Raw genomic sequence first — 14,746 nt, 5'->3', positions numbered from 1 at the left:
TTTACAAATAGAATCGACTTTCTTAGTGGTTCACTTTCATCCGGCGAAGGTGGTTCACTTTCACCCGGCGAGGGTGGCTCACTTTAATCCGGCCAGGGTGGTATACTATGACCGTTTTTTGCACTATAGCGTGGGCGGTCAATTTTCCCGAGTTGGTGTAGCTCCATAGAGTTGAACTATTGATACTTAGGAACTTAGCCGCCTGCTCCCTTGTCAAAAGATCGTTCTCATGATTGGATCCCTTTAGGGTTTCTTTCAATGCCTCTACCTGTTTTTTAAGTGCATCGGAAATAAGTACCCCCAACTCATCGGGAGTCATAGTCTGTAATAATATTTGATTTGACATTTTTTTCTGTTTTGCGAAAAACCTTTTAGAATGTCCTAATTAGGGAAGCTATCTCATATTTGTACGTCCCATAAAATAGTATGGGGTGGGTAACAAAAATCAATAGACGTGCCTATTAGAGTAATCTAATCGGGTTTTTCTAGTTATGTGTAAATTGATTTTTGCCACGCTGTAACCCGTGGGCGTTCCCCTAATGAGAGGGAGAAATATAATTTCAGTAATCGACTCTAGGCCGTGAATAAAATATGATCGGGTTAAGTTCCGAACTGATTACAAAGGTAAAGTATAAGCTACATCATATAAAAGCCCAGTTATTAGGAGTTATCAACTTATGTAATATTATACAATCTCATACACAAGCATAGATTATTGATGTTCCGTAAGTTATACTCAAAAAAAACTAGATGAATCCATACCAACAAAAAAGGAAAAACATCTATTAAATTATTATATTGCTTGTTGACTTAAACTATATCTAGTAGTATGAACAAAGAAAACAGCAAGGAGCCTAAGCTGAAAAAGCTTATTGGTTTTAAACCATGGGAAAGACGATTATTTTGGACTCTAGTGACTCTTATAATTATAGCTCCTTTTGTACTCACTCGTGACATTGGGTTTATTAACTTCGAAGATACGGGACAAATTGGTGACACTATTGGAGGTATAACCGCACCTTTTGTTAATTTACTAGCCGCGTTCTTAGTGTACAAATCATTTTCAGCTCAAATACAAGCAAATCAGCAGCAGCGACATGATCATAAAAAGCAAATGGAACAACTTAATAAAGAACATAGTTTTAATTACATCTCGAATTACTACAATTTGATTAAAGTTAAATACGAGAGAGATCTTAATAAATCGGGAGGATCGACCGAGATATTCCGAATCATAAACTGTTCCGAAGACTTTGTTAAATCTAATTCCTATCGACGCGCTATCAACCCCGATAATATCAATCACGAGAACGCCGCCATTAGGCAAGCCACTAGAGAGGATCAAAAAAGTTTAATGGAACAAGTAATGTCGGCAAATTCCTATATTGGATTGAGTCTATCTAATTTACTAGATCAAATCAAAACACTTCTTTTATTTAACAATGAGAGCGAGAAAAGTAATATAGATGAAGGAATAAAACACTTTTACAAACTTGAAACTCAAAAGATCATTAAAAGTATTCAGCTAAATGAATTATTTGAGAATAGATGGATACAGGGAATAGATGGTTTCAAAGATTACTTAACTCTAGAAAATAAATTAAGCATTGAGAAGTTAATGCTTAATACCAAAAGACTAACCGATAAAGGGTATAAACTTAAAAACCAATAATACAATAATCGTACAACTATTAAACTTAAAAAACCGCAACTACTTAATTAAAAGCTTGTTACGGTTTTTCTTAGTGATGGCACTAGGATTCGAACCTAGGACCGCCTGCTTAGAAGAAGACGGATTATTGTATTTATTTGTTTCAAAATATATGTATAATACTGATTATCAATATTATGTATTTCATAAGAATTCATATTAAACCATATAATACCTAATTTTGAGTGCAAATTGAGTGCAAATTTTTATATCTTTAGAATATGAAAACAAACATCACCCTTTCCATGGACACAAGACGCAAGCGCAAAGATGGTATGTGCCCCATTATCTTTAGACTCAGCCACCATCGAAAGACGATTGCCATTTCAACTGGATTTGCCGTTCCTCCCGAGTATTGGAACAATAAGAATCGCGAGGTCAAAAGAACCTATAATGGAGTTTCGTCCGTTGCGCGTTTAAATAATCTCCTTATCAAGAAAAAGACCGAATTAAGGGATGGGATAAATGAATTGGAAGAAAATGGACAGCTCGAAGGGCTTAGCATCACGGAACTCAAAAACACATTGACCAAGCCGACCAACACAATTTCCTTTTTTGATTTCACCGATCAATTAATAAGTGAAATGGAAGAAGCGAATCGCTTCGGAAATGCCAAGGCCTATCGATGTGCCCTTGGGGCACTGAAGAATTTCAACAAAAAGGAGTTTCTCCGGTTTGAGGAGATGACATACACTTATCTTAAAAGATTTGAAACGGCACATTTGAAAAAAGGAAATAGTATAAATGGATTATCCATGTATATGAGAACGTTTCGGGCCATTTACAACAAAGCCATACATCAGGGGGTTGTATCTGCGGACTCTTATCCCTTTAAGAAATACAAGATAAAATCCGAGCCGACGGCAAAACGGGCGATAAGCATAGAAAAAATAAGAAGGATCCTAAATTTGGAATTAGAACCTGGTACCCCTTTGTTCAACACCCGGAATTATTTTTTATGCTCTTACCTTATGAACGGCATTTCATTTATTGATATGGCCTTTTTAAAACTGGATAACATCATTGACGGACGCATCCAGTACCGTAGACAAAAAACCGCCCGCTATTACGACATTAAATTGACTCCACAGTTATCATCGATTATGGATTGCTATTTGATGGGCAAGGACAAAACCGACTATATTTTTCCCATTGTAAAGCGCAAAGAAATGCAAGATCAATTTAAGGATATCCAATGGGAAAGAAAACGATATAACAAACGACTAAAAGAGATTGCCACCCTTTGTGAAATTGAAGAGCATTTGACAAGCTATGTAAGCCGTCATTCCATGGCTACGAATCTTATACTGAATGATGTTCCTATTAATGCACTGAGCAAAATGCTGGGGCACAGCGATATCAGTACAACTGAAATATATATTAAAAATCTCCCTACACATATAATGGATGGATACCAGGAAAGATTGGAAATTTAATTTTTACATTAAGTATTTAATGTAAAAATAGATTTCGAATAAGTTTTGTCCGGATATATATTGGTGAAGTAGAATTTGTCCCATTTCACTTATTCCCCCTATACACAAAAAAAACATCCCTAATGGACCGGTATTTTAAATCAATTAGTTCCTAACTATTGAAACTAAGTGTTAAGTAATACTCACGTTTCTTTTCCCCATAACGTTTTATCCTGCCTTATTATTTGCCATTTTCTCATTCAATTATTATCGCCTGTCTGCCACAGACCCAGTTTTCACTTCGCAAGAAGTAGGAGTTTTGCGTTGCGCAAAACATAACTTGCTATCTTCTCCGAAGATTAATATTTTGAATTCTTTTTTAATGATATATTACTCACGGGGGGTAGGTCTGATTTGTTCCTACTTTATAACAAAAAAAAACTTCCTATTACCCAAATCCTATGTACCTATATACATATATTTATATTAACATATTTGCATATATCCATATATCGTGACCTTGGCAATCCATTTATTCTTTGGTATATTTAATCATTCCAAATACAACCGGGAGGCCATGGAACATTTCAACGGACAAAAATGGATGTGGTTAGGGAGTGGAAAGGTCAAGATTTCTTTTCGCAGCTTGTTCTTTCCCGAAGCCACAAGGATGTCAGGCATGCGTAGCGGAAAGATCTAACCAGAGGACCGACGGAACATGTCTACAAGGAGAAGATTGGGGCAGAAGGTTTACCTGACTTCCAGAGGCTTGGGATTGATACCCAAACTATATCTTAAATATTTATAAGTCTGATTTCTTAGAATAAAACGGGCGACCCTTTTTCGGTCAAGATTACCGAAAGCCTGGGCAGCATTCTGTGGTGCTACCTTAAAGGAAAACAGCCCGAGGACTATTGGCTCCCCACGAATTATGACGGCAGCACAAATCATTTTCAAAAGTATAAATCCCAAAGAAGGAGAATGAACGACTGTCTTAAATTCATTGCAAAGGATTTAGGGATAGTTTGTGTAAATATGCCCTATTACATGAGCTATTCATAAGCTATTATAACCAAATTTATGGGAATCTCCACAGAAATAATAAGTGAAGGTTTAAGGCATAACTCCATAAGGTCAATAGAAATTTATTTAAAAAGCTTTACCAACCATGTATTGGATGAGGCGAATGAGATGGTTGTATCCTAAATAGTTATATTAATGATCTCTTCACTTTTCCCTCATTTCATGTTTGGATCGTAAAGTGATGAAAAAATTATAAATTTATAATAAAAATGAAGTATACGATAATGGTATGTACTACTAGTTTTCTGGTATTACTTTTGACGAACTGTGTACAAAAACTCAAGAAAGAAAACATTTCCACAGAAAGCAAAAATAATGAAATATCTGCCACTGCCCAGCCCAAGCCCATAAAACTCACTTCAGGACCCAAACAACATTGGTCCGGGTATTACGACAAGCTGCAGATGGATCCTACGGGGAGGTATGTACTGGGTGCCGAGGTAGATACCTTATTTCGGTCTTCCACCACCAAGGATACCTTGACCATCGGCATGATCGATTTGAAGGACAATAATAAATGGATCCCTTTAGGCATTAGTACGGCCTGGGGTTGGCAACAGGGTTGCATGCTACAATGGGTTCCGGGATCGGACAGGGAGATTATATGGAACGACATGCAGGACGGGAGGTTCGTTAGCCATATCCTAAACATAGAGACCAAAGAAAGACGCACCCTGCCCAAAGCAATCTATGCCTTAAGTAATGATGGTACTTTTGCATTGGGAACGGAGTTCAACCGTATTCAAAATATGAGACCCGGTTACGGCTATCCCGGAGTCGAAGATCCTTATGCCACAAAAAAGGCTCCTTCAGACATTGGTATTTATAAAATGGATTTAAAAACTGGGGAGGCAAAGTTGCTAATTTCCATAGCAGATATGGCCAACGTCGTCAATTTGGGTGAGAATCTGGGTGATTACTGGCATTATTTCAACCACATTTTGGTAAGTCCAGATGACCAGCGTTTTGTTTTCCTTCACCGTTGGCGTAAGGAAATGGGTGAGCGTTCCGAAAGGGCTACCGGAGGATTCACCACACGGATGGTCACAGCCAACATCGATGGGACGGACCGGTACATCTTGGATCCTTCTGGAAACACCTCCCATTTTGTATGGAGAGATTCGGCCCATATCTGAATGTGGACCAAGCCTGTGGGGATGGACTGGGGCTTTTACCTTTTTACCGACAAATCCAAGGAAACAGTTCCTGTTGGCAAGGGTATCATGACCAAGAACGGACATAATACATATATCCCTGGAACCAATGGGGAGTGGATTCTAAACGATACTTATCCAGACAAAGAACGGTTACAGACTTTGTATCTATACAATGTACCTACCAAAAAACGTATAGATCTGGGACAATTTTTTGAACCGGATAAATTTAAAGGGGAATGGCGGTGCGACTTACACCCAAAGTCAGACCGAAGTGGCAAATGGGTTATATTCGATTCCACCCATGGAGGGGACGGACGGCAGATATATATGGTGAATATTAATGAAATAGTTCATAAATAGTAACAAATGGAAAATAGCCTCCTATATAAACCTTAGGAATAGCTCGATGGGGATAAAAGAAGGAAAATGGTTTAGTACAATAGCTGGGAGAAAACTTAAAGAAAGTTTGGGCTTCAAATTCAATCTATATAATTACCATTAATATCCACATCCCTCAATTCAAAGGGGTTTATTATTTCATTAAATATTATAGCAAATGAAGCCCTTGATATATTCCCATTTTTCTTTAACCCCAAATTCACCCTCAATTCCTTTTCCTTTTCATAAATTTTATCCAGCTTATTTTTAGGGAAATACTTAACAAGGAATGCATCCATTACATCCTTAACGTCTCCATATGTCACTAAACCCTCTTTTATCCTAAGATTTTCAACATTTATCCAATCTTTTGTACCGTCCAATAATTCCTTTGCGGACATTAATTTATCTGGATAAATATAGGTATGGTTCTTCCAACCGACATTTTTCCCATCCCCCTTTAGAATACCGCAGGCGCCCAGTTTCTGTAGGGGAACAAACGCATCCGATTCAATTTCAATATCGGAGTAGGGCATAATATAGGCTCCCGCATTCAAAAGTGCCATTTGCAATTCCCTAACCGAAACCTTTCTTGGTGCTAGGTTATTCTTTACTGATAACGCAGCCAATGTTCCCGCCGCTTGACCAATTAAAATACATACGGGCTGTAGCCTAGTTGTCCCATTTACAATATTGGACACGGAAATCGATTTTTCAGCAACAATAAAATCATCCACATTTTCTGGGATAAGCGTCCCCAACGGCAAGGAATAAGACGGAACAGGATAGAAATGTAAATCTGGCAATTCATCCGATTCCGGAAACGCATAATGGTGATGATCTATCGGATAATCACCGACTGCAACCCCAGTTTTATACAAGGGCCTGTCCTTATCTTCAAATGGTTTTGCCAGATCATTAAGGGTAAATCGGACCATTCCCTTGATTCTTCTCGACTCCCTGTAATAAGGTATAAACGGTAAATTATCAGAGGTGGGATAGATGTCGTCCGCTATACCCAAATTTTTATATCCCAATTCATGCTGCAAAAAATACACATAATTTAAGGTGTACTCCTTGGCCAATTGAATTTCACTCAATCGGTCTACATCATTTTTCTCAATAATATTGGTATAATAGTCATTTCCATTTATTGGCCAATTGATCATGTAATATCCATTGGGCAATTTCCCATATCTCATCATCTCATCGCAATCCCATAATTTTCTACCAATTTTTTCCTCTTCATCGCACATTTTATCACAGGTACATAAAAAGGGTGTTGGGTCGTAATTTTTGGGCCTAGGAATCGTTTTATCCGCGGACTTTCCAAAATCCTTCAATACGGCCACGTAGGTCAGATCTTGAATAATATCATTGGCTATTTTAGGCGCTATATCCTCACCTGTTTCATTGCTTGAATCCATACCTATATCATATGGTATTCCCACTTTGGCGGCGACATCCCCTAATTCGGTTCCATCGATAATGATTTTAGTTCTCAATTTTCTGAATTCACCTTCGGACTCATATGTCACCTTCCACCCACCTTGTTCCCTTTCAATACTTTTTATGGTAGAATTATATATTATATTCAGGTTGGACTCCTTAGAAGTCATTTTCTTTAATATTTCAAATCCTACCTGGGGCTCAAAAAGAACATCGCTTACCCAACCCGTCTTTAAACTATCCGGCGAACCATAGTGTTTTATCAATTCCTGCCTGAACTCCTCCCATAACCCAGAACGCAGTTTATAATTACCATCAATTGCGCTAACACCGGCGGAAGTTAGCATACCGCCCAACCATGGGGTCTCTTCCAATATGGATGTCTTTATTCCCATGCGCGCAGATTGTATTCCTGCCATTGTTCCGCTTGCTCCACCACCAACTACCAATACTTCAATATTGTCTTCAGGTGTAGATTGTTGAGATTGGGCGTAACCTTCCCAAAAAAAGAGACATACAACAAATAAAAACTGCTTCTTCATAGTAAACTATTTTTTTAATAAAATCTGTTTGCTTTTGTTTATGGCCTCTGAGGTTTTCCAACAATTATACAAAGCTCTTGGAACATGGAAACAGCCTTTCCATTTGCCGCCTTTAAGCGATAGCAATACCTCTCCCTGACGATTTAAATAGCCATACCACTCTTTATTTCTTTCATCCTTAAAATGTTCAAACGTATAAGATTCTACTTTTTCAAACCATTCAAAACATTCCGTATTCCCAGTAAGTTGAAATCCCTTTAGTAAACTTATCATGGTTTCTAAATGTACCCACCAAAGTTTTTGATCCCATTCCAGTTGCTGAGGGGGATACCCCTTAATATCCATAAAATAAAAAATACCTCCATAGGTCTTGTCCCAAGAATATTCCAGTGTTTTCAAAGTAATTCTTACCGCTTTATCTATGAGGTCATTTCTATTTAACCGAACTCCTAAATCCATAATAAACCACATTGATTCAATAGCATGGCCTGGGTTCAATAGGCGACCTTCAAAGGAATCGAAAAATTCACCTTCCGGGGTTACATTCTCCATTACCAGTTGGTATTCTTTACTGTAGAAAGTGTTCATTACTTCTGATACGGCATCTTCAATGATATTATCAACAACTTCCTTTTCAAGCAGATGTTCTATCTCCAGACACAGATTGCACAATATCATTGGCAAGGCAAAGTTCTTCAGTGGTCTGGTACCTGGAAATGTTTTATCGTATTTGCCTTTGGGATGATCCTTGCGTTTTAGAATCCTATCAAATGTCTTTTTTGCAATAATTTGATAATTTTCATTATCCACCGCTAAACTTAATTGCCCAAAGGCCATAGCCGCAAAGGTGTTTGAAAAGATATTGTAGGGTTGCACCAATGGCCGACCTTTCTGATTTAGGCTAAAATACCAATCATAGTCACCATTGTGTCCGTACTCCTCCAGGAATTCAGCCCCATGCAATGCAACATTAAGCCACTCAGGGTTTTTTTCAACTTTGTTGTAAAGCATGGCAAAAAACCAAACTTGACGTGCTTGCAGCCAGATAAACTTATCCGTATCGTATACCTTGCCAGATTCATCCAAACACGTAAAATAACCTCCAAATTCCTGATCCAATGAATTTTCCATCCAAAATGGAACAACATTGTCAAACAATTCCTTCTTATACTTTTCGGCCAACCCGCCAAAATCAAAAATCTTCATCTCCACTTAAATAAAAATTGAACTTTAATTTCCTGTATTCTTGATACCTGTTGTACAAATGGCCTGCTTGGAGATAGGAGGATTGTGGACTCATAAAATGTGAAAACTCGAAAGTGATCGCTTTTTCAATTCCGGCCTTCTTGGCCAGATCCAATTTTAATTCCAATTTATCCCACTTTATCGGCAAAAATTTAATGGGCATATCCCTGTCAAAGGATTCCGTATTTGTCCAACATTCCAGACCAAACTCCTCGGCCAAAGCTTTATTGACCTTTAAAAAATCTATTAGTTCATCATAGGCAACATGCCCATCCTGAAACGCAACGATATCGACCGCCCCCTGAATTTCTAGAAAAATTTGGCGCCATTCGGTCTGATGTGTTTCCAGGGAAACTCCGGTTGTCCTATTTATTTCATTATCATATTGGCTGATGTTCTTGACCCCATCTATATATGGAGAAATCATTGTGGGCAATCCATTGGAAAGAGTTTTACAATAATTTCCTAACAACGAAAACAATTTTATTGCTGGATTGTTATTTCTACTTATCTCATGTGAAATGTACCAACCCTTGAATGCGGGATAATTCCCGTAATTCTTCCAAACCTCGTCTATTACGGCCTTATTTATTGCGACCTCTTCATCATAATCCCCATTTACCCAATATTTTCCGGAATCATATAATCCGAAATAAAACTGTAGTCCATATTTCTCACTCAACTCCAAAAACATTTTTAATAAATCGGTTGAAGGCCTAAAAGCTCCCATTTCGCTCTCCAAAACATCTGATGGGTAAGTTATCCACTTTTTATAACCACTCCGTATCATGATGACCAACTCGATCCCCATATCTTTCATGAGTCTAAAATCCTTGTCCCACTCCTTTCTGCCCCAATTTTGATGAGGAATATCATGACTTATTTCATCCAAAAAAGTTCCTTTTATCATTTTACTTAATAATCTTTAATGTTTATACTATTTTTTGGTCTAGTTTTTTTAAATTATTGTACCACGTCTTTTTCAGAATAATTGATGTGATAACAAAAATGACCACAGAAGTAATGGTTTCTGTTGTGTTTCCTGTCAACAAATACAACGGTATAACAATCATGGACATTTGCCAAATGATTCCTATGACCACGTTGAAGGCATCCCTTTTAAAGTCCTCATTGGCCTGAAAACCTGGGTCATCCTTTAATACTTCATCTTTTACCGGCCCCCAAAAACCCCACGGACGGGTCTGCTTGTAAAATTGCTTTAACGTTTCTATGTCTTCTGGTTTGGTCAACAAGGTTGCCATAAAACAGGCCAAGAAAGATATCAGGAATATTACGGGGAAAATATAGATATCAATAATTTCTGGATAAACCATACGCACCAAAGGTGGCACAAACAATGATGCAACAAGCCCACCGAGCATACCTGCAAAATAGCCCATCCCGTTAAAACGCCACCAGATCCATTTTAATACATTGGCAGCTGCATAGCCCCCGAAAAGTGATGATGTTATCCAAAGGGTCAAACTGTTTAAGGAAGTTACAAAGAGCCCGAAACTGACACCTATCAATACCAAAACTAAACTGGCAGCATAGCTATAGCGTATAAGTTTTTTGTTTGATGCCTGGGGGTTTACATATTTTTTATACAGATCGTTTACAAGATATGCTGGTGCCGCATTTACAAAGGCGGCGAAAGTACCCATGAATGCCGCTAATAAACCCGCCAATAAAAGTCCTTTCACACCTATGGGCACAAAGTTCTGTATGGCCATTGGCAATACCATTTCAAAATCCATATCTACTCCCATGGCCTGCATATCCGGTCTTAAATATACCAGTGCCAAAACAGTGAGGCCGGCAATCATTAAATAACGGGGAATGAATAAAACCAAAGGGGTCAAACCGCTCATTTTTGCGGCATCCGAAGGAGTTCTTGTAGATAAAATACGTTGCATATCGTAACTGGGTACAGGTCCGGCGAGACTTGCGAATACGCCTTTGAGGATCATCATCATCAATAACATGCCGAACATTTCATACCCATCAGAAGCAATTTTATCGTTCAATTCTGGAAACGTCCGGGACCAATCCAAGCTTAGGTTCCACTCGGGCATCAAATTGCTCCATCCCTCAGGGGTGGCAGCGACCACTTGTTCAGGGGTTACTTGGCTATAAGCAATAATACCAACGGCAACACAGGCTACCGTCATTATCAAAAACTGAATAACCTCTGTACTTACCACACTGTACATCCCACCTTTAAGAGTGTAAAGTGTAGTTATTCCAATAATGATCAGCGCATAGGATTGTTCAGAGGTCAAATGGAGCGCTAAAATATCGGCAGAAAGATCCCATGGTAAAAAAGTTGTGGCAAATTTACCAATGCCTTCCACAAAATAGGCTATAAACCCAATAACACTTACCACGGCAAATATAACCACGATAATGTGAGCCAAACGCCCCCCCTTACCATCACCGAATCTAAAGGTGATCCATTGCGCACCGGTCATAGCGTTGGATCTTCGCATCCAGATAGCAAGGAAAACCATGACAAAAATCTGGTTCCACACTGGCCACAGCCAAGGGATCCATGCACTTTTTAATCCATAAACAAAGGTTAACGCTACCGTCCACATGGTTCCAGAAATATCGAACATTCCAGAAGCATTGGACAATCCCAAATAGTACCATTTGATTTCATTACCTCCCAGAAAGTAAGATTCTAAATTTTTTGAGGCCTTTTTAGACAGGTAAAAGCCTAGAAAAAGAGTTAGTACTAAATACAATAATACTATTGAAATATCAATCCAAGATAATTCCATGTGAGTTAGTTTTTGGTCGGTTTATAAAATGTTTTTATTTCATTTTCAAAAGCACTTAATCCTTCATAGAAAAAATAGACCTCTCCGTTTATTCCCGCGTCTCTATTGGTTTTAAGCATATAATTAAATAAGTCTTTAGAAGGTCTTTCATCGTTCACTTGTATTAATACACCTGGAAAGAATAAATGTCTTTTTTCTGGGATGATATAGGACAGTGTTTTTTCTAAAGTATTTTTGTAGCTCAAGGAATCCTTACGATATACCTGGGGGCACAGCATATCTACATAGCCAAAATTGATCCATGAAGGCCAATCTTGTAGGTATTCTTCCTTGCTCCATGGAAAAACGCTTGGTGCCATGGATACGATACAATTGGGTTTAATGGCCTTAACATCCTTGTACAACTGTTTTAAATAATCATTTAATATTTCCGAACGCCAGTTCACCCATTCAAAATCCTTATAATTTTCTGGTGGCGGCATGCCCCCGTGTTCCGCTTTAAACCTAGCAATTGTTTTAGGATCGTATCCTCCTGAAGATGGCATTACCGGCAACCTATCATCGCCCTGTATGCCATCGACATCATAATTCTTGACCACCTCCAATACCAATGACGAAATGAACTCTTGTACTTCAGGATCCAAAGCATTCATCCAGTCAAAATTATTTTTAGTGCAGATTGAACCATCCGAGGTCAAGGAGGCCCATTCTGGTTTCAATTTTATCAATGTGCCCCCCTTTTCATTATATGAAGAAGCAAAACCGAATTCGAACCATGCAAATACTTTAATATCATTGGCATGTGCTATGTCTATCAATTCCTGCAATGGATCTCTTCCGTTATTTTCTGGATCTAATACGGGATCGATTTCCACCCCTGTAAAATCCTTCATTATGGCACTGCGGTACATGGTTTGTGCTTTGTTCCAAGTAACCACGAAAATGGTATTGATACCTAGATCTTTGCATTTGGAAACAGCTTCCTGGATATTTGCTTCGGTATAAAGGGCATCACTGGCCACATTGGTAAGCCAGACTCCCTTAACGGGTTCGTCGTATCCTATGGGAAAATGGGATAAGGAGGGTATAATTTTAGAAATAGTCATTTCTGCCCTGTACCCCGTCAATAGAAAGAAAATACTAATGACGACTAGGTATCCTAAATATTTCATGTGTTATTTATAATTGTTGCAATAGCGCACTCTTTATCATTCTTCCGCTCATAAATATTGCGTCCCACTATGACCGTGACCTATTATGTTTCATAAAAAACTCCGATCTAACTTTACGAAATTGTTCAAAATCCTGCTAGACCAATTCGTGGTGCTTTAAAACCATTGCTGCCGCGCCTTTCGCAAAAGCATCTTTTCCCAACTCCGAGGAAACAATTAGACATTGCTTTAGTGGATTGACCAATGCAGTTTTCTTTAAACCTATATTTATAGCATCGATGAATATCTCCTTGACACTTACAAACTCCCCTCCGACTATAATCATTCCAGGGTTCAACAAATTAATCAAATTACCCAGCGCCTCACCTAACAATACTCCAGCCTGCTGCAACAATGTAATGGACAGGACATCTCCTTGATTGGCCGCTTTGAACACGTCCTTGTAATGATATTCATCAATTTTTGAATTCTCAAAAAATAAAGAGCCTTCGCTTGTTTCCATAGCCTCGATCAAATCTTTGTACAGGCCGTACCCAGACACCTCTGTGCCCAAACACCCTCTTTTGCCACAAACGCACAATCGATTTTTTTTTCCGAATTGCATATGGCCGAATTCACCTGCAAAACCAGATTCCCCGGATATTATCTTTCCATTGAACATCATGCTCAGGCCCAGACCTTGACTAACATTTACGAACAATGAGTTATGTTTGCCCTTTTCTTTATCATGGACCAATTCCGCAAAACCAGCTGTACGGGTGTCATTGCCAACAAGTACTTCCAGTTTCAGAACATCCTTTAAGTATTGTTTCAAAGGAACTTCCATAAAATTAAAATAGCTAAAGGACTCCCCTGTCTTACTATTGACCCTCCCGGTAATCCCTACTCCAACTCCAGCTATTTTAGAATGATCAACACCAGAATTTTTTATTGCCGCTTGAACAAACCTTACTATATGCTCTAAACATGGTGCCGTATTTTCAACAATAAAATTGTCTTCAAAAACCTCGTACACCAATGAAAAGTCTATCCTAGAGATTACCAACTGCAATTTGGATAGATCGACCCTCAACCCAACGGTATACACTTTGTCCTTATTGAGAGAATACAGAACTGGTTTTCGACCACTACCCGTTTCCTTGACCCCACATTCATACACCCATTGGGAATTCAAAAGTTCTTCAACATGATTTGTCGCTGTGGGAACACTAATATTTAGCTCATGAGCCAATTCGGGAATTGTTACTGCATCCGTATTTTTGGAAAGTAACTTGACGATTTTACTTAATTGTTTCTGCCGACGTACTTTATTCCCTGTACCCGATGAGTCAATAAAAAGAATGGATCTCGTATTTAAATGGCTTTTCATTTAATATGATTTACGCTAAAATATAAAATTTTATAATCCAAATTCTTTAATTAATAATTTTTTTTATTAATCATGTTAATTTAATAACCAAATCACTTGATAATCTTAAAAAATGTGTTCACCCTATATCAGGTAATGCCTATTTTCATATATATTAGTGAGTTATTGCTCAGTTACAAAATCATAAAAATTTATTAATATTTTTTAGTATATAAAAAATTAATCTACTTAATTACAATAAAAGCCCATTACCATTTCATGTTTACCCATTATTTTTACCATATATAAAAAATATTATTAATGTAAATTGCATTCATGTATAATACTCCCCAATTTTAGGACAGCAAGTTAAGTTGTAATTTAACCCTGTCAAATATGAAGAGATCAAGAAGAAAATTCAGTGCATCGTTCAAGGCCAAAGTGGCCATTGAGGCGTTAAAGG

11 protein-coding genes are annotated in these 14,746 nt (G+C 38.0%); 4 read left to right on the top strand and 7 right to left on the bottom strand.

The features are described from left to right. Positions 1 to 22 precede the first annotated feature (22 nt). Positions 23 to 346, bottom strand: a complete 324-nt coding sequence (locus tag CWD90_RS22225) for a MerR family transcriptional regulator (protein WP_103478254.1) — start codon at positions 344 to 346, stop codon at positions 23 to 25. Positions 347 to 829: 483 nt separating this feature from the next. On the opposite strand from CWD90_RS22225, the gene CWD90_RS22220 reads away from it, so the two are divergent. The 4 genes from CWD90_RS22220 (at position 830) to CWD90_RS22195 (ending at position 5,726) form a co-directional block, all read left to right on the top strand. Beyond that, the gene (locus CWD90_RS22220) at positions 830 to 1,672 is read left to right on the top strand and encodes a hypothetical protein (protein ID WP_103478253.1); all 843 of its coding nucleotides are present in this window, start codon (positions 830 to 832) and stop codon (positions 1,670 to 1,672) included. A 260-nt stretch (positions 1,673 to 1,932) separates the two neighbouring features. Next, positions 1,933 to 3,147 carry a site-specific integrase gene (locus CWD90_RS22215; RefSeq protein ID WP_103478252.1) on the top strand — a complete coding sequence of 405 codons (1,215 nt, stop codon included), beginning with the start codon at positions 1,933 to 1,935 and terminating at the stop codon, positions 3,145 to 3,147. Positions 3,148 to 4,418: 1,271 nt separating this feature from the next. Then, the gene (locus tag CWD90_RS22200) at positions 4,419 to 5,345 is read left to right on the top strand and encodes a hypothetical protein (protein WP_157941301.1); all 927 of its coding nucleotides are present in this window, start codon (positions 4,419 to 4,421) and stop codon (positions 5,343 to 5,345) included. Then, the gene (locus CWD90_RS22195) at positions 5,346 to 5,726 is read left to right on the top strand and encodes a hypothetical protein (protein WP_103478248.1); all 381 of its coding nucleotides are present in this window, start codon (positions 5,346 to 5,348) and stop codon (positions 5,724 to 5,726) included. Between the two features lie 119 nt (positions 5,727 to 5,845). Here the strand turns inward: CWD90_RS22195 and CWD90_RS22190 are convergent, their stop codons facing one another. The 6 genes from CWD90_RS22190 to CWD90_RS22165 form a co-directional block, all read right to left on the bottom strand. Continuing rightward, entirely contained in the window at positions 5,846 to 7,735 is a 1,890-nt protein-coding gene (locus CWD90_RS22190; protein WP_103478247.1) for an FAD-dependent oxidoreductase, read from the bottom strand. Between the two features lie 6 nt (positions 7,736 to 7,741). Then, positions 7,742 to 8,941 (bottom strand): AGE family epimerase/isomerase, encoded by a 1,200-nt coding sequence (locus tag CWD90_RS22185; protein ID WP_103478246.1) that lies wholly within the window; start codon positions 8,939 to 8,941, stop codon positions 7,742 to 7,744. Then, positions 8,928 to 9,890, bottom strand: a complete 963-nt coding sequence (locus CWD90_RS22180) for a DUF4434 domain-containing protein (RefSeq protein ID WP_103478245.1) — start codon at positions 9,888 to 9,890, stop codon at positions 8,928 to 8,930. The genes CWD90_RS22185 and CWD90_RS22180 overlap by 14 nt, the downstream gene beginning before the upstream one ends. Before the next feature lie 22 nt (positions 9,891 to 9,912). Beyond that, positions 9,913 to 11,763: a sodium:solute symporter family protein gene (locus CWD90_RS22175; RefSeq protein WP_103478244.1), complete on the bottom strand. Its 1,851-nt coding sequence runs from the start codon at positions 11,761 to 11,763 to the stop codon at positions 9,913 to 9,915. A gap of 5 nt (positions 11,764 to 11,768) precedes the next feature. Next, a complete protein-coding gene (locus tag CWD90_RS22170; RefSeq protein ID WP_205161290.1) occupies positions 11,769 to 12,935 on the bottom strand; it encodes a glycoside hydrolase family 10 protein in 1,167 nt (388 codons plus the stop codon). 136 nt (positions 12,936 to 13,071) lie between these two features. Continuing rightward, on the bottom strand, positions 13,072 to 14,304 hold the full coding sequence (locus CWD90_RS22165; protein ID WP_103478243.1) for an ROK family transcriptional regulator: 1,233 nt from the start codon (positions 14,302 to 14,304) through the stop codon (positions 13,072 to 13,074). Positions 14,305 to 14,746: the final 442 nt, after the last annotated feature.

This window comes from Arenibacter catalasegens (assembly GCF_002909235.1).
Taxonomy (GTDB): Bacteria; Bacteroidota; Bacteroidia; order Flavobacteriales; family Flavobacteriaceae; genus Arenibacter; species Arenibacter catalasegens.
Note: the sequence above shows the minus strand (reverse complement) of the source record. Positions and strands in the feature narration are given on the sequence as shown.

Coding starts and splice junctions, on each gene's coding strand:
- CWD90_RS22225 (WP_103478254.1), bottom strand. CDS start 346: ATGTCAAATCAAATATTATTACAGACTATGACTCCCGATGAGTTGGGG.
- CWD90_RS22220 (WP_103478253.1), top strand. CDS start 830: ATGAACAAAGAAAACAGCAAGGAGCCTAAGCTGAAAAAGCTTATTGGT.
- CWD90_RS22215 (WP_103478252.1), top strand. CDS start 1,933: ATGAAAACAAACATCACCCTTTCCATGGACACAAGACGCAAGCGCAAA.
- CWD90_RS22200 (WP_157941301.1), top strand. CDS start 4,419: ATGAAGTATACGATAATGGTATGTACTACTAGTTTTCTGGTATTACTT.
- CWD90_RS22195 (WP_103478248.1), top strand. CDS start 5,346: ATGTGGACCAAGCCTGTGGGGATGGACTGGGGCTTTTACCTTTTTACC.
- CWD90_RS22190 (WP_103478247.1), bottom strand. CDS start 7,735: ATGAAGAAGCAGTTTTTATTTGTTGTATGTCTCTTTTTTTGGGAAGGT.
- CWD90_RS22185 (WP_103478246.1), bottom strand. CDS start 8,941: ATGAAGATTTTTGATTTTGGCGGGTTGGCCGAAAAGTATAAGAAGGAA.
- CWD90_RS22180 (WP_103478245.1), bottom strand. CDS start 9,890: ATGATAAAAGGAACTTTTTTGGATGAAATAAGTCATGATATTCCTCAT.
- CWD90_RS22175 (WP_103478244.1), bottom strand. CDS start 11,763: ATGGAATTATCTTGGATTGATATTTCAATAGTATTATTGTATTTAGTA.
- CWD90_RS22170 (WP_205161290.1), bottom strand. CDS start 12,935: ATGAAATATTTAGGATACCTAGTCGTCATTAGTATTTTCTTTCTATTG.
- CWD90_RS22165 (WP_103478243.1), bottom strand. CDS start 14,304: ATGAAAAGCCATTTAAATACGAGATCCATTCTTTTTATTGACTCATCG.